General features: G+C 66.4%; 19 protein-coding genes. 13 read left to right on the forward strand and 6 right to left on the reverse strand.

The window, feature by feature from the left end; translation table 11 throughout:
• Nucleotides 1–20 precede the first annotated feature (20 nt).
• Together C1I89_RS29115 and mpl are read right to left on the reverse strand one after the other, a co-directional pair.
• Complete coding sequence (locus C1I89_RS29115; RefSeq protein WP_102775763.1) at nucleotides 21–623, reverse strand: YqiA/YcfP family alpha/beta fold hydrolase; 603 nt, start codon at nucleotides 621–623, stop codon at nucleotides 21–23.
• 26 nt (nucleotides 624–649) lie between these two features.
• The gene (gene mpl, locus C1I89_RS29120; protein ID WP_102775764.1) at nucleotides 650–2,020 is read right to left on the reverse strand and encodes a UDP-N-acetylmuramate:L-alanyl-gamma-D-glutamyl-meso-diaminopimelate ligase; all 1,371 of its coding nucleotides are present in this window, start codon (nucleotides 2,018–2,020) and stop codon (nucleotides 650–652) included.
• Nucleotides 2,021–2,124: 104 nt separating this feature from the next.
• Between mpl and C1I89_RS29125 the strand changes: the two genes are divergently transcribed.
• From C1I89_RS29125 to C1I89_RS29185, 13 genes are all read left to right on the forward strand, one after another.
• Nucleotides 2,125–2,661, forward strand: a complete 537-nt coding sequence (locus tag C1I89_RS29125) for a TlpA family protein disulfide reductase (protein WP_102775765.1) — start codon at nucleotides 2,125–2,127, stop codon at nucleotides 2,659–2,661.
• An 89-nt stretch (nucleotides 2,662–2,750) separates the two neighbouring features.
• Nucleotides 2,751–3,185, forward strand: a complete 435-nt coding sequence (gene aroQ, locus C1I89_RS29130) for a type II 3-dehydroquinate dehydratase (protein WP_102775880.1) — start codon at nucleotides 2,751–2,753, stop codon at nucleotides 3,183–3,185.
• An 88-nt stretch (nucleotides 3,186–3,273) separates the two neighbouring features.
• A complete protein-coding gene (gene accB / locus C1I89_RS29135) occupies nucleotides 3,274–3,732 on the forward strand; it encodes an acetyl-CoA carboxylase biotin carboxyl carrier protein (RefSeq protein WP_102775766.1) in 459 nt (152 codons plus the stop codon).
• 9 nt (nucleotides 3,733–3,741) lie between these two features.
• Nucleotides 3,742–5,088, forward strand: coding sequence for an acetyl-CoA carboxylase biotin carboxylase subunit (accC, locus tag C1I89_RS29140; RefSeq protein WP_102775767.1), 1,347 nt, complete (start codon nucleotides 3,742–3,744; stop codon nucleotides 5,086–5,088).
• Nucleotides 5,089–5,217: 129 nt separating this feature from the next.
• Nucleotides 5,218–6,147: a 50S ribosomal protein L11 methyltransferase gene (prmA, locus tag C1I89_RS29145; protein ID WP_102775768.1), complete on the forward strand. Its 930-nt coding sequence runs from the start codon at nucleotides 5,218–5,220 to the stop codon at nucleotides 6,145–6,147.
• Between the two features lie 24 nt (nucleotides 6,148–6,171).
• Complete coding sequence (locus C1I89_RS29150; RefSeq protein ID WP_102775769.1) at nucleotides 6,172–7,269, forward strand: DUF3426 domain-containing protein; 1,098 nt, start codon at nucleotides 6,172–6,174, stop codon at nucleotides 7,267–7,269.
• Between the two features lie 12 nt (nucleotides 7,270–7,281).
• Nucleotides 7,282–8,223 carry a carbohydrate kinase family protein gene (locus tag C1I89_RS29155; RefSeq protein ID WP_102775770.1) on the forward strand — a complete coding sequence of 314 codons (942 nt, stop codon included), beginning with the start codon at nucleotides 7,282–7,284 and terminating at the stop codon, nucleotides 8,221–8,223.
• Between the two features lie 177 nt (nucleotides 8,224–8,400).
• Nucleotides 8,401–8,904 carry a glycine zipper 2TM domain-containing protein gene (locus C1I89_RS29160; RefSeq protein WP_102775771.1) on the forward strand — a complete coding sequence of 168 codons (504 nt, stop codon included), beginning with the start codon at nucleotides 8,401–8,403 and terminating at the stop codon, nucleotides 8,902–8,904.
• A 319-nt stretch (nucleotides 8,905–9,223) separates the two neighbouring features.
• On the forward strand, nucleotides 9,224–9,463 hold the full coding sequence (locus C1I89_RS29165; RefSeq protein ID WP_102775772.1) for an acyl carrier protein: 240 nt from the start codon (nucleotides 9,224–9,226) through the stop codon (nucleotides 9,461–9,463).
• Nucleotides 9,441–10,625: a D-alanyl-lipoteichoic acid biosynthesis protein DltD gene (locus C1I89_RS29170; protein WP_102775773.1), complete on the forward strand. Its 1,185-nt coding sequence runs from the start codon at nucleotides 9,441–9,443 to the stop codon at nucleotides 10,623–10,625. Before C1I89_RS29165 ends, C1I89_RS29170 begins: the two co-directional genes overlap by 23 nt.
• Nucleotides 10,622–10,831, forward strand: a complete 210-nt coding sequence (locus C1I89_RS34700) for a hypothetical protein (protein ID WP_181391085.1) — start codon at nucleotides 10,622–10,624, stop codon at nucleotides 10,829–10,831. Before C1I89_RS29170 ends, C1I89_RS34700 begins: the two co-directional genes overlap by 4 nt.
• A 7-nt stretch (nucleotides 10,832–10,838) precedes the next feature.
• On the forward strand, nucleotides 10,839–11,966 hold the full coding sequence (locus C1I89_RS29180; RefSeq protein WP_102775774.1) for an MBOAT family O-acyltransferase: 1,128 nt from the start codon (nucleotides 10,839–10,841) through the stop codon (nucleotides 11,964–11,966).
• Between the two features lie 16 nt (nucleotides 11,967–11,982).
• The gene (locus tag C1I89_RS29185; RefSeq protein ID WP_102775775.1) at nucleotides 11,983–13,434 is read left to right on the forward strand and encodes a D-alanine--poly(phosphoribitol) ligase; all 1,452 of its coding nucleotides are present in this window, start codon (nucleotides 11,983–11,985) and stop codon (nucleotides 13,432–13,434) included.
• Here the strand turns inward: C1I89_RS29185 and C1I89_RS29190 are convergent, their stop codons facing one another.
• The 4 genes from C1I89_RS29190 to C1I89_RS29205 all read right to left on the reverse strand — a co-directional run bounded on the left by C1I89_RS29190 (nucleotide 13,435) and on the right by C1I89_RS29205 (nucleotide 19,258).
• The gene (locus C1I89_RS29190) at nucleotides 13,435–13,995 is read right to left on the reverse strand and encodes a YggT family protein (RefSeq protein ID WP_102775776.1); all 561 of its coding nucleotides are present in this window, start codon (nucleotides 13,993–13,995) and stop codon (nucleotides 13,435–13,437) included.
• 156 nt (nucleotides 13,996–14,151) lie between these two features.
• Nucleotides 14,152–14,754, reverse strand: a complete 603-nt coding sequence (locus C1I89_RS29195) for a histone H1-like DNA-binding protein (RefSeq protein WP_102775777.1) — start codon at nucleotides 14,752–14,754, stop codon at nucleotides 14,152–14,154.
• 356 nt (nucleotides 14,755–15,110) lie between these two features.
• Nucleotides 15,111–16,310: a ribonucleotide-diphosphate reductase subunit beta gene (locus tag C1I89_RS29200; RefSeq protein ID WP_102775778.1), complete on the reverse strand. Its 1,200-nt coding sequence runs from the start codon at nucleotides 16,308–16,310 to the stop codon at nucleotides 15,111–15,113.
• A 20-nt stretch (nucleotides 16,311–16,330) separates the two neighbouring features.
• Nucleotides 16,331–19,258 (reverse strand): ribonucleoside-diphosphate reductase subunit alpha, encoded by a 2,928-nt coding sequence (locus C1I89_RS29205; protein ID WP_102775779.1) that lies wholly within the window; start codon nucleotides 19,256–19,258, stop codon nucleotides 16,331–16,333.
• Between the last annotated feature and the right edge of the window lie 102 nt (nucleotides 19,259–19,360).

Raw genomic sequence — 19,360 nt, forward strand, 5'->3', positions numbered from 1 at the left:
GTGTTGATGTTTGAAACTGATTATTGGGGGCGAACCTGCTCGTCGCCAAGGGCGAATTCAAGCACCTCCGGCATCCAGCGCTCGAAATCGGACAGCCCGTGGTCGCTGCCTTGCACGATGCGCTGGCGGCAGCCCGCGTACCGGTCGCGCATTTCGCGCCAGTCCAGCACCTCGTCGCCGGTGGCCGCGACCAGGAAGTAGCGGTCGGGCCGGGTGACGCGGGCGACGCGGATCGCAGCGAGCTCGTCCACGTAGCCGGGCAGGAAGGTGAACGGCGCGTCGGAATGATACATGCGGTGTTCGCCGACCTGAGTGGCCAGGTCGCGCGCGGCCTCGACGGCGGGGTTGAGCAGCACGGCCTTGCAGCCCAGCTGCTCGGCCAGCCAGGTGGCGTAGTAGCCGCCCAGCGACGAGCCGATCACGGTCAGCGCCCGCGCGCACGCCGCGCCTTCGAGCTGGCGCCGGGCGATGTCCAGCGCCAGTTCCACGGCCTCTTTGGGGCTGGGCGGCAGCTGCGGGCAGGCCCAGGCCGCCGACAGGCCGCGCGCGGCCATGGCGTCGGCCATCATCCGGGCCTTGAATGAGGTCGGCGAGGAACGGAAACCGTGCAGATAGAGAATCATGTCTCGCCTTTGCCTTGGGGTCTGGGTCAGGGGCGCGCCTGCAGGGCGTCCAGCAGCTTGCCGTGCACGCCGCCGAAGCCGCCGTTGCTCATCACCAGCACCTGGTCGCCCGGACGGGCGGCGGCGGCCACCGCGGCCACCAGCGCTCCGAGGTCATCGTAGCTCGAAGCCCGCTCGCCCAGGGGCGCCAATACTTCCGCGGGATTCCAGCCCAGCGCGTGCTTGCCCGAATGGGCGCCGAAGCAGAACACCAGGTCGGCGTCGGCCAGGGCCTCGGGCAGGCGCGCCGCCATGGTGCCCAGCTTCATGGTGTTCGAGCGCGGCTCCAGCACCGCCAGGATGCGGGCCGCGCCGACCTGGCGGCGCAGCCCCTCGATGGTGGTGGCGATGGCGGTGGGGTGGTGCGCGAAATCGTCGTAGACCTTGATGCCGTTGACCGTGCCGCGCAGCTCCATGCGGCGCTTCACCCCGGCAAAGCGGGTGAGGGCCTCGATGCCCTGCGCCGCCGGCACGCCCACGTGCTCGGCGGCGGCCAGCGCGGCCAGCGCGTTCATCCGGTTGTGCTCGCCGCCGAGGTTCCAGCGCACCGTGCCAGCCGGCTCGCCGGCGCGCAGCACCTCGAAGGCGCCGTCCGCGTCCGGCGCGCTAGCCTGCCAGGCGCCATCGGCGCCGAACGTGACGGTTTCCGACCAGCATCCGCGCGCAATGACGCGGTCCAGCGCCTCGCAGTGCGTGGGCCGCACGATGCGCCCGGAGCCGGGAATGGTGCGCACCAGATGATGGAATTGGGTTTCGATCGCGGCCAGATCCGGGAAGATGTCGGCGTGATCGTATTCAAGATTGTTCAGGATGGCCGTGCGCGGACGGTAATGGACGAACTTGGAGCGCTTGTCGAAGAACGCCGTGTCGTACTCGTCCGCCTCGATCACGAAGGGCCGGCGGGCCGGATCGTAGCGGGCCGATACCTGCAGGTCCTGCGCCACGCCGCCGATCAGGAAGTTGGGCGCCAGGCCGGCAGCCTCCAGCACCCAGGCCAGCATGGAGCTGGTGGTGGTCTTGCCGTGGGTGCCGGCCACGGCCAGCACGTGCGCGCCGGGCAGGATGTTGTCGCCCAGCCATTGCGGGCCCGACACGTAGCGCGCGCCCGACTCCAGTATGGCCTCCATCAGCGGATTGCCGCGGCTGACCACGTTGCCGATCACGTACAGATCGGGCTTGAGCGCCATTTGTTCGGGGCCGAAGCCTTCGATCAGCTCGATGCCTTGTTCGGCCAGTTGCGTGCTCATGGGCGGGTACACGCCCGCATCGCAACCGGTGACCTTGTGGCCGGCCGCGCGCGCGATCAGCGCCAGGCCGCCCATGAACGTACCGCAGATGCCTAGTATGTGCAGGTGCATTGAAAACTCTCCTGCCCTGCATTGTATATATAGCGACCCGGCGCCTGCCGCGGCCTTGCGCGTGCGCAGCGACAAGAAAAGGCGCAAACGGTTATGATCGCGCCATGAATCGACGTCTACTCCTGTCCGCCGGCGTGGCCATCGCGGCCGCTGTCGCTGGCGGCTATACGTTCATGGGACGCAAGGCGCCGGCGCCCGCGGCAGGGCCTGCCGGCGGCGGCGACCCGGTAGCCGACCTGATGCAGCTGCAGCTGCCCGACCTGGCCGGGGCGTCCCATTCGCTGGCCGGCTGGAAGGGCCAGCCCATCGTGGTCAATTTCTGGGCGACCTGGTGCGCGCCCTGTGTGCGCGAGATGCCGGAACTGGACGCGCTGCAGAAAAAATACCCGGATATCCGCTTTGTCGGTATCGGTGTCGATTCCGCCGCGAACATTCAGAAATTCGTCGAGAAAGTGCAGGTTTCCTACCCCTTGTGGGTAATCGGCGCGGGGGCGATAGATACACTCCGCAAGCTGGGAAATCCCGCCGGAGGCCTGCCTTTTACTATTGTTTTCAATGCAGATGGCAGTATTAACCGGAAGATATTGGGTGAAATCCAGCCAGACGATCTGGACAAGACTTTATCTGGTTTAAAGGCGTAAGTCTGTTGGACAAATAGTAGGAATTGGCGTAAAAAGCTGGTTTATCGACTGTTTTGCCAACAATTGGCAAACCACTCTTGGTCAAGCGCATGGCGCAAAACATACTGGTATTGCATGGCCCGAACCTGAACCTGCTCGGCACCCGGGAACCTCATATCTACGGCAGCCTCACGCTGGCCCAGATCAATGAGGGACTGGAACTGCTGGCAGGCGAATTGGGCGCCACGCTGACAGCGTGGCAAGGCAACCACGAAGGCGCGCTGGTCGACCGTATCCAGGCGGCCCGGCAGGACGGCACTGACTTCATCATCATCAATGCGGCGGCCTATACGCATACCAGCGTTGCGATCCGCGATGCGCTGGCCGGGGTCGCGATCCCATTTATTGAAGTACATTTGTCCAATCTGTATAAGCGAGAGCCGTTCAGGCATCACTCTTATCTGTCCGATCTGGCGGTAGGCCTCATCAGCGGCCTCGGCGCGGACGGCTACGAGGCGGCGCTGCGTTACGCAGTGCGGCACTGATCTCGCACCAACTCACAGCAACTACATATCTTTACGGCGCGCGCCCGATGCAGGGACGTTGCCGACACTATCTCGGGAAGCAGCTTCTATGGACCTTCGAAAACTCAAAACCCTGATCGACCTGGTGGCTGAATCGGGCATCGCCGAGCTGGAAATCACCGAAGGCGAAGGCAAGGTAAGGATCGTCAAGTTCTCGCAAACCTTGCAGCCGGTCGCCTACCACCAGCCGGAAGCGGGCGTGCCCGCCGCGCCCGTGGCCCAGCAGCCCGCCGCCCCGGCCGCTCCCGCCGCCGAGGCCGCCCCGGTCATCCAGGGCCACGTGGTCAAGGCCCCCATGGTCGGCACCTTCTACCGCGCGCCGAACCCGGGCGCCGCGCCGTTCGTGGACGTGGGCGCCACCGTCAAGGAAGGCGACCCGCTGTGCATCATTGAAGCCATGAAGCTGCTCAATGAAATCGAGGCCGACAAGTCCGGCGTCATCAAAGAAATCCTGGTCGAGAACGGTGAGCCCGTCGAGTACGGCCAACCCCTGTTCGTCATTGGCTGATAGCTGAACATGTTCGAAAAAATCCTGATCGCCAACCGGGGCGAAATCGCCCTGCGCATTCAGCGCGCTTGTCGCGAGCTGGGCATCAAGACCGTGGTCGTGCACTCCGAGGCCGACCGCGAAGCCAAGTACGTGCGCCTGGCCGATGAATCCGTGTGCATCGGGCCCGCGCCGTCGCGCGAAAGCTACCTGAACATGCCGGCCATCATCTCGGCCGCCGAAGTCACGGATTCCGAGGCCATCCACCCCGGCTACGGTTTCCTGTCCGAGAACGCCGATTTCGCCGATCGCGTCGAGAAAAGCGGCTTCGTGTTCATCGGCCCGCGTCCCGACACCATCCGCCTGATGGGCGACAAGGTCAGCGCCAAGCGCGCCATGATCGAAGCCGGCGTGCCGGTGGTGCCGGGCTCGGAAGGCGCGTTGCCCGACGATCCGCAGGAAATCCTGCGCGTTGCGCGTGAAGTCGGCTATCCGGTCATCATCAAGGCCGCCGGCGGCGGCGGTGGCCGCGGCATGCGCGTGGTGTACACCGAGGCCGCGCTGCTCAACGCCGTCACCATGACGCGTTCGGAAGCGGGCGCCGCGTTCAACAACCCGGAAGTCTATATGGAGAAGTTCCTCGAGAACCCGCGCCATGTGGAAATCCAGGTGCTGGCCGACGGCGGACGCAACGCCGTGTGGCTGGGCGAGCGCGACTGCTCCATGCAGCGCCGCCACCAGAAGGTCATCGAAGAAGCGCCCGCGCCGGGCATCGCGCGCCGCTTGATCGAGCGCATCGGCGACCGCTGCGCCGACGCCTGCCGCAAGATGGGCTACCGCGGCGCCGGCACGTTCGAGTTCCTGTACGAAAACGGCGAGTTCTATTTCATCGAAATGAACACCCGCATCCAGGTCGAGCACCCGGTCACCGAGCTGATCACCGGCGTGGACCTGGTCCAGCAGCAGATCCTGATCGCCGCCGGCGAGAAGTTCACGCTGCGCCAGCGCGACATTTCGTTCAAGGGCCACGCCATCGAATGCCGCATCAACGCCGAAGATCCGTTCCGCTTCGTGCCCAGCCCGGGGCGCATCACCAACTGGCATACGCCGGGCGGCCCGGGCGTGCGCATCGATTCGCACGCGTTCAACGGCTATTTCGTGCCGCCGAACTATGATTCGATGATCGCCAAGGTCATTACCTACGGCGATACGCGCGACCAGGCGCTGGCGCGCATGCGCATCGCGCTGTCGGAAATGGTGGTGGAAGGCATCTCCACCAACATCCCGCTGCATCGCGAACTGTTGCAGGACGCCCGCTTCATCGAGGGCGGCACCAGCATCCACTACCTGGAAAACAAGTTGGCGCAGCGTCCCTGACCAACGATTCTGGGGCCTCACGGCCCCTTTTTGCGCCAAGGAACCCGTCTCTGCGGAGCCGCTCCAAAGCGATAGGGCCGACGGGCCGCGGCATGCGCCGCGGCCCGTCGGCCAGATGGAAGAACTATCATGCGTGAACTCGTGCTCCATTGCCTGGAGGCTCAGGCCGAGGCCCTGTCCGATGCGCTGCTCGAAGCGGGCGTGCTGTCGGTGTCGGTCGAAGACGCCGACCTGGGCACCGATGACGAGCGCCCCTTGTTCGGCGAGCCGGGCACCGAGCCCGACGTCCAGGCCTGGGACCGCAACCGCGTCGTCGCGCTGTTGCCCGATGGCGCCGATCCGGCCCAGATCATGGCCGAGGCCGCCGAGGCCGGCGAGCTCGACCCGGCGCTGTTCGCCGGCTGGAGCCTGCGCGAAGTCCCCGACGCGGACTGGGTGCGCCTGACGCAGTCGCAATTCGGCCCCATCCACATCGCCGAACGCCTGTGGATCGTGCCCAGCTGGCATCGCGACAATCCCGACGTGCCCGGTTTCGAGCCGGACGCGCCGGCGCAGGACGGCGCGATCCACATCGAACTCGATCCCGGCCTGGCCTTCGGCACCGGCAGCCATCCGACCACGCATCTGTGCCTGGCCTGGCTGGAAGCCGACATGCCGCAGGGCGCCACGCTGCTGGACTACGGCTGCGGCTCGGGCATCCTGGCCATCGCCGCGCGCAAGCTGGGCGCGGGTCCGACCCTGGCGGTCGACATCGACGCCCAGGCCGTGCAGAGCACGGCCTTCAACGCCGGGGTCAATCAAGTCGAACTCCAGGCCATGCTGCCCGACGCGCTGCCCGAAGGCACGTTCGGCGTGGTGGTGGCCAACATCCTGTCCAATCCGCTCAAGGTGCTGGCTCCCATGCTGGCCGGGCGCGTTGCCGCCGGCGGCCATCTGGTGCTGTCGGGCGTGCTCGAGCGCCAGGCCGAGGAAGTCGCCGCCGCGTACGCGCCCTGGATCGCCATGTCGGTCTGGCGCGCCCGCGACGGCTGGGTCTGCCTGCACGGCCGCAAGGCCTGAGCGCCCGCGCCGCGTGACCGCGTCATGGCACTGACCACCCGCTGCCCGCAGTGCGGCACCTCCTTCAAGGTGGTGCCCGACCAGCTTCGGGTGCGCAACGGCCTGGTGCGCTGCGGAGCCTGCGCGACCGTGTTCGACGGCCGCGCCTGCCTGCTGTCGGAGGCGGGCGCACCGCCCGTCGCGCCGCCGCCCGCGGCGCCGTCCGTGCCGCCCGCGCATGCCAACGCCGCGCCGGTGCTGACGCCGCCGGCCGCTCCCGTCGCCGCTCCCGCGGAAATCCCTCCCTGGGAAGACGAGCCGCACATTCCTGCCGTCGCGCCCGAGCCGCCGCCTGCCCCCGCGCCGTCGCCCGCCGTGCTGCGCGGCCGCGACGACATCCGCCGGCGCGCCGAACCCATGATCGGCCCGTATGCCGATCCGGACGGCCGCAGCCGGCACGTGGACGTGCGCGACGAAGCGCGCGACGACGAGTACGAGGACGAAGACGAATACGCGCAGGACCAACGCGAGGACTACGACGATCCGCGCGAGCCGGTGCTGGGCGACACGCGCACGCGCTATTCCAGCGCCACCGACGTGGGCCGCGCGCCGCCCGAGTTCCTGGACCAGGACCGCGAGGACCGCCGCAGCCTGATCGGCAAGCTGTGGGGCGCGGCCTGCCTGGCCGGCCTGATCGCGCTGGCTTTCCAGTTGCTGTACGTGTATCGCAGCGACATCGCCAACGCCGTGCCGGCCTTGCGGCCGGTGCTGGAAAGCGTGTGCCGGCCGCCCCAATGCACCGTGGGCTACGCGCGCCGCATCGAGCGCATCGCGATTTCGTCGTCGTCGCTGCAGCCGCCGGCCGGCGCCGCCGCCATCGACGACGGGCGCACCCGGCTGGTGCTGCGCCTGGTGCTGCGCAACCGCTACGACAAGCCGCAGCACTGGCCGGCGCTGGTGCTGGACCTGACCGACCTGTCGGACACGGTGGTCGTGCGCCGCGTGCTGATGCCCGAAAACTACCTGACTCCCGAGCAGCTGCGCGGCCCGTTCGCGCCGGCCGGCGAGCTGAAAGTCTCCGTACCCATTGAAGTGACCGGCGTGCAGGTCAATGGCTACCAAATCGATAAATTCTTTCCTTAAAGGATGACAAGCATGGCGACCCCCGTTCTGGTCTGCGGTTCGATGGCGTTCGACACCATCGCGGTGTTCGAAGGACGCTTCAAGGAACACATCCTGGCCGACCGCGTGCAATCCCTGAGCGTGTCGTTCCTGGTGCCCAGCATGCGCAAGGAATACGGCGGCTGCTCGGGCAATATCGCCTACAACATGCAGCTGCTGGGCGGCAAGCCGGTGCCGGTGGCCACCGTGGGCGAGGACGCCGGCGAATACCTGGAGCGCCTGTCCGGCCTGGGCATCGACGTCAGCCGCGTGAAGGTCGTGCCCGGCACCTTCACGGCGCAATGCTTTATCACCACCGACCTGGACGACAACCAGATCGCGGCCTTCCACCCGGGCGCCATGTCGCACTCGGCCGACAACGACCTGAGCGACGCCGACGCGGCCTGGGCCATCGTCGCGCCCGACGCCAAGGAGGGCATGTTCGCCCACGCCGAGCGCCTGAACAAACGCGGCATCCCGTTCATTTTCGACCTGGGCCAGGCCATGCCGCTGTTCGACGGCGCCGACCTGGAGCGCATGCTCGGACTGGCGCAGGCGCTGGCCGTCAACGATTACGAGGCCGGCGTGGTGGAGCAGCGCACCGGCCGCAGCATGGCCGATATCGCCCGCTCGCTGCAGGCCGTGGTGGTGACGCGCGGCGGCGAAGGCGCCACGCTGCTGACCGAAGGCAAGACCATCGAGATCGAGCCGGTGCGCGCCGCCGCCGTGGTGGACCCCACCGGCTGCGGCGACGCGCAGCGCGGCGGCCTGCTGTACGGCCTGACCAGCGGCTGGAGCTGGCAAGACAGCTGCCGCCTGGGCAACGTCATGGGCGCCATCAAGATCGCTTCGCGCGGGCCGCAGAACCATGCGCCGTCGCGCGCCGAGATCGACGCGGTGCTGCACGCCACGTACGGCATCCGCCTGCCGGCCTGAGCGGCCGGGAACCCGGCGGCGCGGGCCAGGTCGAATCATCGTCGGGACGGCCGCTGCGCGGGCTGCGCTGTTTGCAGCTTCTGGCCTTGAGTTTCAGTATGTTGCAGCAGCGTGAACCGTCCCTCGCGGGCAGAGTATGATCGAATAGTCGTCGGCCTTGCCGATCGAGGAGTCCAAATGAACCAAAGCAAATCCATTACCCTGGCCGCGCCGCGCACCGGCCGCTGGCTCGCCATCGCCGCCGTCGTCACCTCGCTGGCCGTGCTGGGCGGCTGCGCCAACCGCAGCGCTTCCAGCGGCGTCTACAGCTATGACCAGGCGCAGCGCGAACAGATCGTGCGCACCGGTACCGTCACCGGCGTGCGCCCCATCGTGATCCAGGACGACAAGTCCAGCGGCGTCGGCATGGTTGCCGGCGGCGCGCTCGGCGGCGTGGCGGGCAACGCCATCGGCGGCGGCACCGGCCGCACCATCGCCACCGTCGGCGGCGTCATCCTGGGCGCGCTGGCGGGCAACGCCGTTGAAAACCGCGTCGGCAAGAGCTCCGGCTACGAAATCACCGTGCGCCTGGACAACGGCGAAACCCGCGTGGTCGCCCAGGAAGCGGACGTGCCCATCAGCGTGGGCCAGCGCGTCCAGGTGATCAGCGGCTCCGGTCCCACCCGCGTCACGCCGATGTAAATTGCCGCCATCCCGGCGCCAAGCCCGCGCAAGCGGGCTTTTTTTCGGCCTGTCGCGGCGCCGCAACGCGGCGTCTCGGGACTTACCCGCAAGCGCCCGCCTACCGCAAAAGTTCAATGGCGGTCCGGCCTGCGTAGTGACATGATTGCGCCTGCGATCGACGCCGCCGCGCGTACATCATGTAACTATCTGCTTCGCGGCGTCGTTCATGGCGGGCTGGAATTTCAGTTCGGTTTCAGCATTTCCTCAGTAATCTCATCGTCCTCTATCCCAGGGCAGGGGACGTTCGCCCACAAGGCAACGCAACGCTGCACGAACCATGCATTCCGAGCAAGAACTCCACACCAGGATCGGCGAGATCGTCGAGTCGATCGTCATGAAGAAAGTCACTCCCGACACGCAGCTGATCGCCAGCGGCCTGGTCGACTCGCTGGCCGCCGTCGACATCACGCTGGCGGTCGAGTCGGAGTACGGTTGCAGCATCCCGGCTCCCGAGATCGCGGAGCATCTACAGTCGGTCCGCACGCTTGCCGGCTATGTCGCTGCCCATACTGCGTAATTCGCGCTTCTGTTCGCACGTCGCGGCCGCCGCGACGGCGGTGGCGCTGGCCATCGGCGCCTATTGCGGCGCCGACGAGCTGCTCAGCCGCATGGTGGTCCCCACGCAGCAGGCCGCGGTCGCGGCCGGCAGAAGCAACTACCTGCCCAACCTGGGGCCGGACTGGGGCACGCAGCACGTCAACCTGGAGCGCCTGGGCAACGCCCTGAGCGACGGCACGCTGGTCGTGCTGGGCTCGTCGGAATTGTCCAGCCATGACCTGCGCTTCGTGCCCTACCGCTTTTTCCCGCAAGAGCTGAAGGTGCCCACGCTGGCCTATGGCCACGCCATGTTCCAGTCCTACGGCATCGTCAGCGTGCTGGAGTCGGTGGCGGATTCGCTCACGCCCAACACGCGGCTGGCGATCATGCTCTCGCCGGCCTGGTTCGCCTCGGGCGGCCAGTTGCCGCGCAGCGCCTTCGCCGAGCACGTGACCGGCCCGGTCTGGGACCGCCTGTGGGACCGCCCCAGCACGCGCGAGCAGATGCAGAACTGGATCACCGACAACGCCAACTGGGGCCTGCTCTGGCTGATCGCCAACGGCCAGGTCGCCGAGCTCAAGGACAAGCTGGCGCTGTGGTGGCAGGCGCGCAAGGAGCCGGCGCCCGACCGTCCGCGCAGCAAGCTGTCGGTGCCGGCGCACCGCTACGTGGCCTGGCCGTCGGCGGCGCGCCTGGACGCGGGCCAATGGAGCCGGATCACGCACCAGGCCCGCGAAGTCGAGCGCAAGCTGGGCGGCCACAATCCCTACGACGTGCGCGACGATTATTACCAGCAGTACCTGGCGCCCCTGTATTCGCCGGCCCGCAACGAGTTCGCCGACGTCGATCCCATCACCCGGGCCGAACTGGGCGACCTGTCGCGCGTCATGGCCTTGCTGCAGAAGCGCAAGGTCCACGCCTATTTCGTCATCCAGCCGTTCAATCCCAAGCTCATCCTGGACGTCGAGCGCTTCGATCCGGTGGTGGCCGCCATCACCGGCATGTGCGCGCGCTACCAGATGGGCTGCCTGGACCTCTACAGCATCCCCTTCGAGCCGGGCATGCTGCGCGACGACATGCACCTGGCCGAGCTCGGCTGGGCGCTGGCCGACCAGGGCATTGCGGAGTACTTTTCCCGATGAACAAATTGTTCCACTGGGCCAGGCCCAAGACGGACGATCCCGCGCAAGAGCAGGCGGCCCGCAAGGCCGCCGCTGCATGGGGGCGGCGCTTCCTGTGGCACCTGTGCCTGTATCTCGGGGTGATCCTGGTGTTCGTGCTGCAGGCGCAGCCCACCACGGGCAGCGGCGGACCGATCAAGGTCGAATTCCAATACCAACAGTTCTGAGCCCGGCATGGAATTGTTCGCAAGCCTGAGTTTCTTCGGCGGCGCCCTGTGCGGCGGCCTGGGCCTGTTGGCGTACCGCTTCTTCGGCATGCCGATGCGCATCGGCTACCGGCACGTCATCGGCGTGGTCTGCCTGGGCGTCTGGATGGCGGTGTTCTGGGCGCGCCCCTACCAGCCCATCGCGCTGATGGCCATCGCCGGCGGCGCGCTGTGGGCGGTGCGGCGCGGCTACATCCCGACCTGGCTGGGCGTGATCGTGACGATGGCGCCGCTGCTGCTAGTGAAGACCGGCGTGTCGCACCTGGGCGCCATGCTGGGCCTGTCGTTCGCGACCTTCCGCGCCATCGACGTGCTGCTGTTCGCGCAGCGCAACGAGCGCGTCTCGCCGCTGGACTACTTTATCTACCTGTTCTTCCCGCTTACGCTGCTGGCCGGCCCCATGTACCGCTGGCGCAATTTCCAGGCGGATCTGAAGCGCGGCTACGAAGGCGTGAACCTCAACACCTGGCTGGCCGGGCTGGAGCTGATCATGCTGGGCGTGATCCAGAAGTTCGGCCTGGCCGAGCTGATCTGGCGCTACGGCCTGGCGACGCTGGACGCGCACGACTATTCGCTGACCGGCGTGGCGCTCAATGCCTCGCTGTACAGTACCTACCTGTTTTTCGATTTCGCCGGCTACTCGACCATGGCGATCGGCATCGGCATGCTGTTCGGCTTCACGCTGCCCATCAACTTCCGCAATCCGCTGGCGACGCTGAATCCGCAGGACTTCTGGCGGCGCTGGCACATCAGCCTGTCGGAATGGCTGCGCGACGTGGTCTTCATGCCCATCTACAAGGCGCTGAGCAAGACCGCGTACTTCTCGCGCCACCGCCTGGCCGCGCAGAACATCGGCATTTTCGCGACCCTGCTGGCCATGGGCGTGTGGAACGGCCTGTCGCTGCACTACATCGTCAGCGGCCTGATGTTCGGCGCCTATTCGGTGGGCCACAACCTGCTGGTCAACGCCGCGCGCACCCGTCCTGCATTGCAGGCCGCGCTGGCGCGCCCGTTCATGCGCCTGCTCGGGCGCGTGCTGACCCTGGCCCTGGCGGCGCTGGCGCTCTACGTGTTCAGCGGTCGCAGCCCTATTTGACGCCGGGAGCATCGGCATGCGTTTCGACCTGAAATCCTTCCGTTTCACGGATTCCGAACTCGCGCCCGAGGCGCTCGCCGTCGCCGGCGCCGACCGCAGCCTGAGCTGGGCGCAGCTGAGCGACGAAGCCACCGCCTGGGCAGAGCAGGCGCGCCGCCACGGGCTGGGGCCCGACGTGCCGGTGGCGATATACGGCCACAAGGAGGCGTCGTTCTTCGTCGCCATGGTCGGGGCGCTGTCCATGGGCGCGCCGTTCGTGCCGGTCGACACCATCTATCCCGCCGAGCGCCTGCGCCGCATCGTCGAGATCGTGCGCCCCGGCGCCGTTTACGACGCGGCTACCGGCGCGTTCGCGCCGCACGAGGGTGCCATGCTGCAGGAGCGCGGCCTGGCCTACGTCATGTTCACCTCGGGCAGCACGGGCGATCCGAAGGGCGTGCAGATCGGCCGCGAAAGCGTGGGGCTGCTGGGCGACTGGATGCTGGGCAGCTTCGGCCTGGGCGAGGCGCCGGTGTTCATGAACCAGGCGCCGTTCAGCTTCGATCTGTCGATGTACGAGGTGTTCGCCACTCTGGCCTCGGGCGGCAGCTGCGTGCTGAACGCGCGCGAGCAGATCGCGCAGGCCGCCGCCTGGGTGCCGCGCCTGGCCGCGCATGGCGTGACGGTCTGGGTGTCGACGCCGTCCTTCGCGCATCAACAGCTGGCCAACCGCGATTTCTCACCGGCCGCGCTGCCCACGCTGCGCACCTTCCTATTCTGCGGCGAGCCGCTGCCGGCGGCGCTGGCGCGCAAGCTGCGCCAGCGTTTCCCCGACGCGGTCATCCTGAACACCTACGGCCCGACCGAGGCCACCGTGGCCACCACCTGGATCGAAGTCACCGACGCCGTGCTGGCCGCGCACGACCCGCTGCCGGTGGGCCGCGCCAAGCCGGACAGCGTGCTGCTGGTCGACGAGGGCGGCGAGATCTGCATCGTGGGCGACCACGTCATGCGCGGCTATCTGAACCGCGCCGACCTGAACCAGGCCAAGCTCTACACCTATGCCGACGGCCGGCGGGCGTTTCGCACCGGCGACCTGGGGCAGATGGGGGAGGAGGGGCTGCTGTTCTGCCGCGGCCGCATGGACGATCAGATCAAGCTGAACGGCTATCGCATCGAACTGGCCGAGATCGACGAGGCGCTGCACGGCCTGCCGGGCGTGGAGGGCGGCGCCTGCGCCGTGCTGCGCCGGCCCGACGGCACGGCGGTGCGCCTGATCGGCTTCGTGGCCGGCGTGGCGCCGGCGGACCAGCCGGCGAGCCTGCTGGCGCCGCAGGCCCTGGATGACTGGAAGGCGCGGCTGGCGCAGCGCCTGCCGCCTTATATGGTGCCGTCCGAACTGGTGGCCTGCGCGGCGCTACCCATGTCGAACAACCACAAGATCGACCGCAAGAAGCTGGTCGAGATCTACAGCGCGATTCCGGTGTAGCTAGATGCCCATCATGCCGTAGCTCAGGCGGGCCAGGATCATCAGCAGGATCTGCGCGGCCACCAGCAGCACCAGCGGCGAGAAGTCGATCGAGGTGCGCGGCAGCACGCGGCGGATGGGGTTGAGCAGCGGGTCGGTCAGCGCCTGCAGCAGCGGCATCATGGGCGCCATCGGATTGACCCACGACAGCACCGCCTGGATCAGCGTCAGCCAGACCACCAGGTTGAGCGCCCATTTGGCCGCCAGGATCAGCGCCGAGCCCATGGCCGCGGGCAGCAGCTCGGCGGGAATCAGCGCGCCGATGGCCACCAGCCAGATCAGCACCAGGTAGACCAGCGCCGACAGCCACACGGCGACCAGGCTGGTCCAGTCGATCTTGTTGCCGGCGGGAATGATCTTGCGCAGCGGCGACACCAGCCAGTTGGTGGCCTGGTAGACCGCGCGGGCCAGGGGATTGAAGGGATGCAGCCGTATGGCGTGCATCCATGCGCGGGCGATTAGCGCCGCGCCGAACAGCGTGAACAGGATTTCGAGAAGGAAACGGAAGATTTCACCGAGCATGGACACGTTCACCCTGAAAAAGAGGAGTCAATTGTCGCACGCGCCACCGTGAAAAAAACCCCTCCATGCGGCCGGTGCAGACGGCCTCGCGACAAAAAAGCCGCCCGGCATGGGCCGGGCGGCTTCTGGCGAAGCTAGGGCTTCGAACCGTCCTGATTAGGGACGGCCACCGGTCGGGAACGGCCACGACGCGGCGGGGTTCAGCGCGGTCTTCGCGCCCGGGGCGGCAGCCGTGGACGGCGGCGTTACGGGCTTCTTCGGAGCGGCTTTCTTCGCGGCAGGCTTCTTGGCAGCGGCCGGCTTCTTGGCAGCAGCAGGCTTGGCGGCAGCGGGAGCCTTCTTGGCGGCGGGGGCCTTCTTGGCAACCGCCTTCTTGGCGACGGCCTTCTTGGCTACCGCTTTCTTGGCGACGGCCTTCTTGGCAGGCGCCTTCTTGGCGACGGCCTTCTTGGCTACCGCTTTCTTGGCGACGACCTTCTTGGCTACTGCCTTCTTGGCGACGGCTTTCTTGGCAACCGCCTTCTTGGCGACGGCCTTCTTGGCTACCGCTTTCTTGGCGACGGCCTTCTTGGCGGCAACCTTCTTGACTGCCGGCTTCTTGGCGGCAACCTTCTTCACTGCCGGTTTCTTGGCGGCGACTTTCTTGACGGCTACCTTCTTGACGGCAGCTTTCTTGGCCGGGGCGGCCTTCTTAGCTACTGCCTTCTTGGCGGCGGGCTTTTTCACCGCTTTCTTTACGGCTTTCTTGGCTGTTGCCATGGTCATGCTCCTTAGGTTCAGGGGTCCCAGAACTTAAACCCGTGCCCCGACCCACCCTTCGGCGGACCGTGCCCGGGCTATTCATCGGCGCATGCCGCTGTCCTGTGCGAGCAACAGCTACTACGGTTTGCGCTAATGAATTCGGCACAGCCATTTGATATGGCCCCCGCTCCTTTGGCGCGAGCCATTTCAAATGGCGCCGGCCGGCAGCCCGATCACGGGCCCCGACCGCTTGTTCTACGTGTTCGAAAACGATTCCGGAACACCCTGACCAGAGAGCGCATCATCGAGCCTGTCGCGAACGCGACGCCCCTGGTTCAGGGGCGTGCCCGCGCCGGGCCCGATGGCGTACTGCCTTACTCCCAGCTCAGCGTGCCACCGGTTTGGTATTCGATCACGCGAGTTTCAAAAAAGTTGCGTTCCTTTTTAAGGTCGATCATTTCCGCCATCCACGGGAAGGGATTCTCTTCCTGCGGGAACAGCGGCTCGATACCGATTTGCTGGCAACGGCGGTTGGCGATGAAGCGCAGGTAGGACTTGAACATGGGTGCGTTCAGGCCCAGCACGCCGCGCGGCATCGTGTCTTCGGCGTAAGCGTATTCGAGTTCGACCGCTTTGCGGAAGAGTTCTCGGATTTCTTCGCGGAATTCCGGCGTCCACAGATGCGGATTTTCCAGCTTGATGGTGTTGATGAGGTCGATGCCGAAGTTGCAGTGCATGGATTCATCGCGAAGGATGTACATGTACTGCTCGGCCGCGCCGGTCATCTTGTTCTGGCGGCCCAGCGCCAGGATCTGCGTGAAGCCAACGTAGAAGAACAGGCCTTCCATCAGGCAGGCGAAGACGATCAGCGACTTCAGCAGCGTCTGGTCGGCTTCGGGAGTGCCCGTCTTGAAGTTGGGGTCCGCGATCGCGTCGATGAACGGGATCAGGAATTCGTCCTTGGCGCGGATGGACGGGACTTCGTTGTAGGCGTTGAAGATCTCCGCCTCGTCCAGGTCCAGGCTTTCGACGATGTATTGATAGGCGTGCGTGTGGATCGCTTCCTCGAACGCCTGGCGCAGCAGGAACTGGCGGCACTCGGGCGCCGTGATGTGGCGGTAGGTGCCCAGCACGATGTTGTTCGCGGCCAGCGAGTCGGCCGTGACGAAAAAGCCCAGGTTGCGCTTGACGATGCGGCGCTCGTCCTCGGTGAGCCCGTTCGGGTTCTTCCAGAGGGCGATGTCGCGCGACATGTTGATCTCTTGCGGCATCCAGTGGTTGGCGCAAGTGGCCAGGTACTTCTCCCATGCCCACTTGTACTTGAAGGGCACGAGCTGGTTGACGTCCGTCTGGCCGTTGATGACGCGCTTGTCGGCAACCTTCACGCGTTGCGAGGTGGCGGAGCCGCTGACCGCCAGGCCGGCCGCGTGTTCAGGCGCGGCAGGCGTGGGCAGGGCGGCGTCGCCGAACACGCCGGTCGCGGCCCGCACGGCGGGCTCGGCCTGGCCGCCCGCCGCGGGAGCGGGCGATTGCGCAGGTTGCGTGGCGATGTTGTCGTCTTCCCAATTAATCATGATTCATTCTCCGGAGGCGGTTATTGGCAGGCTTCGCACTCTTCGAAGCCGGGGTCGCCCGGCCGCATGGTGCAAACCGCCCCGAGAACTTCGGGTTCCGGCAAAACAGTTGCGGCAGCCACGGCAGGCGCCGTGGATTGGACTCCCGCGCTGACGGCGTTCAGTTCGCCGCCGCGACCCGTGGACTTCTCGGCGCTGGTGGCGCCCAGGGTGCGCAGGTAGTAGGTCGTCTTCAGGCCACGCTTCCAGGCCAGCTTGTAGGTGTCGTCCAGCTTCTTGCCCGAAGCGCCGGCCATGTAGATGTTCAGCGACTGGGCCTGATCGATCCACTTCTGGCGACGCGAAGCGCATTCCACCAGCCAGCTCGGTTCGACTTCGAACGCGGTGGCGTAGAGTTCGCGGAGTTCGGAAGGTACGCGATCGATGCGGGACAGGCTGCCGTCGAAGTACTTGAGGTCGGCGACCATGACTTCGTCCCAGAGACCGAGTTTCTTCAGGTCACGCACGAGGTAATCGTTAACGACCGTGAACTCGCCGGAGAGATTCGATTTGACGTACAAGTTCTGGAAAGTGGGTTCGATGCACGCAGATACACCAATGATATTGGAAATAGTCGCGGTTGGGGCGATTGCGATGCAATTGGAGTTGCGCATGCCGTGTTCTTTGATGCGCGCGCGCAACGCATCCCAATCGAGCGTGCTCGACTCATCGACGTCGACGTGACCGCCGCGCTCATCGCGCAGCATCTTCAACGTGTCTTGCGGCAGGATGCCGCGCGACCACAGCGAGCCTTCATACGATTGATAGCGGCCGCGTTCTTCGGCCAGCAGGCTCGAAGCCCAGTACGCGTGATAGCACACGGCTTCCATCGAGGTGTCGGCGAATTCGACAGCGGCCTGCGAAGCGTAAGGCACGCGCATCATCTGCAGGCAGTCCTGGAAGCCCATGATGCCCATGCCCACCGGACGATGGCGCGCGTTCGAGTTGCGGGCCTTGTCGACGGCGTAATAGTTGATGTCGATCACGTTGTCGAGCATGCGCATAGCGATGCGCACCGTGCGCTTGATCTTCTCGTGGTCGAGTTCGAAACCGCCGCCGGCGGCCGGCTTCATGTGCGCGACCAGGTTCACCGAACCCAGGTTGCACACCGCGATTTCGGATTCGTTGGTGTTCAGCGTGATCTCGGTGCACAGGTTCGAGCTGTGGACCACGCCCACGTGCTGCTGCGGCGAACGGATGTTGCACGGATCCTTGAAGGTGATCCACGGGTGGCCGGTTTCGAACAGCATCGACAGCATCTTGCGCCACAGCGAGACGGCCGGCATCTTCTTGAAGAGCTTCAGTTCGCCGCTGGCGACGCGGGCTTCGTAGCCCAGGTAGGCGCGCTCGAATTCCTGGCCGACCTTGTCGTGCAGGTCAGGGCAGTCCGACGGCGAGAACAGGGTCCATTCGCCGTTTTCCATGACGCGCTTCATGAACAGGTCGGGAATCCAGTTCGCCGTGTTCATGTCGTGGGTGCGGCGGCGTTCGTCGCCGGTGTTCTTGCGCAGTTCGAGGAATTCCTCGATGTCCAGGTGCCACGTTTCCAGGTAGGTGCAGACGGCGCCCTTGCGCTTGCCGCCCTGGTTCACCGCGACCGCGGTGTCGTTGACGACCTTCAGGAACGGCACCACGCCCTGGCTTTCGCCGTTGGTGCCCTTGATGTGGCTGCGCAGCGCGCGCACCGGGGTCCAGTCGTTGCCCAGGCCGCCGGCGTACTTGGCCAGCAGCGCGTTTTCCTTGATGGCGTCGTAGATGCCTTCCAGGTCGTCGGAGACGGTGGTCAGGTAGCACGACGACAGCTGCGAGTGCAGGGTGCCCGAGTTGAACAGCGTCGGCGTCGAGCTCATGAAGTCGAACGAGGACAGGATCTCGTAGAACTCGATGGCGCGCGCTTCGCGGTCGGTCTCGCGCAGCGCCAGGCCCATGGCCACGCGCATGAAGAACACCTGCGGCAGTTCGATGCGGGTGCCGCGGATGTGCAGGAAGTAGCGGTCGTACAGCGTCTGCAGGCCCAGGTAGCTGAACTGCAGGTCGCGCTTGGCGTTCAGGGCCTGGCCCAGCTTGGCCAGGTCGAAGCTGGCCAGTTCGGGCGACAGCAGGCCGCCTTCGATGCCGCGGGCGATGAAGGTGGGGAAGTATTCGGCGTAGCGGGTGCTCATGCCGTCCTGCGAGACTTCTTCGCCCAGCACTTCCTTGCGGATCGTGTGCAGCAGCAGGCGCGCGGTGACCTGGCTGTAGGCCGGGTCTTTTTCGACCAGCGCGCGCGCCGACAGGATGGCGGACTTGAACACTTCGTCGACGGGGATGCCGTCATACAGGTTCTTGACCGTTTCCTTCAGGATCGCTTCGGTGTCGATGAATTCGGCCAGGCCTTCGCCAGCGGCGACGATGGTGGCGCGCAGTTCGGCCAGGTTCAGCGGACGGCGCACGCCGGCGTCGGTCACGTTCAGCGCGTGTTCCTGCGGCGCGGCGGCGGCCTTTTCCTGGCCTTCGGCGGCAGCGGCAGCGGCGCGTTCCTGGGTGCGCTTTTCGCGGTACAGCACGTAGGAGCGGGCGACGTCATGCTGGCCCGAGCGCATCAGCGCCAGTTCGACCTGGTCCTGCACGTCTTCGATGTGGAAGGTGCCGCCGCCGGGGCGGTTGCGCACCAGCGCGTTGACGACCTGCGAGGTCAGCGATTCCACCAGTTCGCGCACGCGCGCGGACGCGGCTCCCTGGCCGCCGTTGACCGCCAGGAAGGCCTTGGTCATGGCGATGGCGATCTTGTTGGGTTCGAACCCGACCACCGAGCCATTGCGGCGGATCAGGTTGTAGCTGGCCCATTGCCCGTTGTCGGCGGCGGGGGAGTCGGTTTGCGAGGGCGGCACGGCCGTGGGCCGGGTCACAGAGGCGATCGTAGTCTGCATGGAAGCTCCTGTGCGAAAAGCGCGTAGATGACGACATGACGGGGTCATGTCCGGTACGAAATCGGGTCTTTTTGAGGGGAATCGCGACGCTTGGACGCCTAG

The sequence above is a fragment of the Achromobacter pulmonis genome (genome assembly GCF_002885955.2).
GTDB classification, from domain to species: Bacteria; Pseudomonadota; Gammaproteobacteria; order Burkholderiales; family Burkholderiaceae_B; genus Achromobacter; species Achromobacter pulmonis_A.

Bases quoted from the DNA above. Each gene is read 5' to 3' on its own strand.
- C1I89_RS29115 (WP_102775763.1), bottom strand. From the start codon at position 623: ATGATTCTCTATCTGCACGGTTTCCGTTCCTCGCCGACCTCATTCAAG.
- mpl (WP_102775764.1), bottom strand. From the start codon at position 2,020: ATGCACCTGCACATACTAGGCATCTGCGGTACGTTCATGGGCGGCCTG.
- C1I89_RS29125 (WP_102775765.1), top strand. From the start codon at position 2,125: ATGAATCGACGTCTACTCCTGTCCGCCGGCGTGGCCATCGCGGCCGCT.
- aroQ (WP_102775880.1), top strand. From the start codon at position 2,751: ATGGCGCAAAACATACTGGTATTGCATGGCCCGAACCTGAACCTGCTC.
- accB (WP_102775766.1), top strand. From the start codon at position 3,274: ATGGACCTTCGAAAACTCAAAACCCTGATCGACCTGGTGGCTGAATCG.
- accC (WP_102775767.1), top strand. From the start codon at position 3,742: ATGTTCGAAAAAATCCTGATCGCCAACCGGGGCGAAATCGCCCTGCGC.
- prmA (WP_102775768.1), top strand. From the start codon at position 5,218: ATGCGTGAACTCGTGCTCCATTGCCTGGAGGCTCAGGCCGAGGCCCTG.
- C1I89_RS29150 (WP_102775769.1), top strand. From the start codon at position 6,172: ATGGCACTGACCACCCGCTGCCCGCAGTGCGGCACCTCCTTCAAGGTG.
- C1I89_RS29155 (WP_102775770.1), top strand. From the start codon at position 7,282: ATGGCGACCCCCGTTCTGGTCTGCGGTTCGATGGCGTTCGACACCATC.
- C1I89_RS29160 (WP_102775771.1), top strand. From the start codon at position 8,401: ATGAACCAAAGCAAATCCATTACCCTGGCCGCGCCGCGCACCGGCCGC.
- C1I89_RS29165 (WP_102775772.1), top strand. From the start codon at position 9,224: ATGCATTCCGAGCAAGAACTCCACACCAGGATCGGCGAGATCGTCGAG.
- C1I89_RS29170 (WP_102775773.1), top strand. From the start codon at position 9,441: ATGTCGCTGCCCATACTGCGTAATTCGCGCTTCTGTTCGCACGTCGCG.
- C1I89_RS34700 (WP_181391085.1), top strand. From the start codon at position 10,622: ATGAACAAATTGTTCCACTGGGCCAGGCCCAAGACGGACGATCCCGCG.
- C1I89_RS29180 (WP_102775774.1), top strand. From the start codon at position 10,839: ATGGAATTGTTCGCAAGCCTGAGTTTCTTCGGCGGCGCCCTGTGCGGC.
- C1I89_RS29185 (WP_102775775.1), top strand. From the start codon at position 11,983: ATGCGTTTCGACCTGAAATCCTTCCGTTTCACGGATTCCGAACTCGCG.
- C1I89_RS29190 (WP_102775776.1), bottom strand. From the start codon at position 13,995: ATGCTCGGTGAAATCTTCCGTTTCCTTCTCGAAATCCTGTTCACGCTG.
- C1I89_RS29195 (WP_102775777.1), bottom strand. From the start codon at position 14,754: ATGGCAACAGCCAAGAAAGCCGTAAAGAAAGCGGTGAAAAAGCCCGCC.
- C1I89_RS29200 (WP_102775778.1), bottom strand. From the start codon at position 16,310: ATGATTAATTGGGAAGACGACAACATCGCCACGCAACCTGCGCAATCG.
- C1I89_RS29205 (WP_102775779.1), bottom strand. From the start codon at position 19,258: ATGCAGACTACGATCGCCTCTGTGACCCGGCCCACGGCCGTGCCGCCC.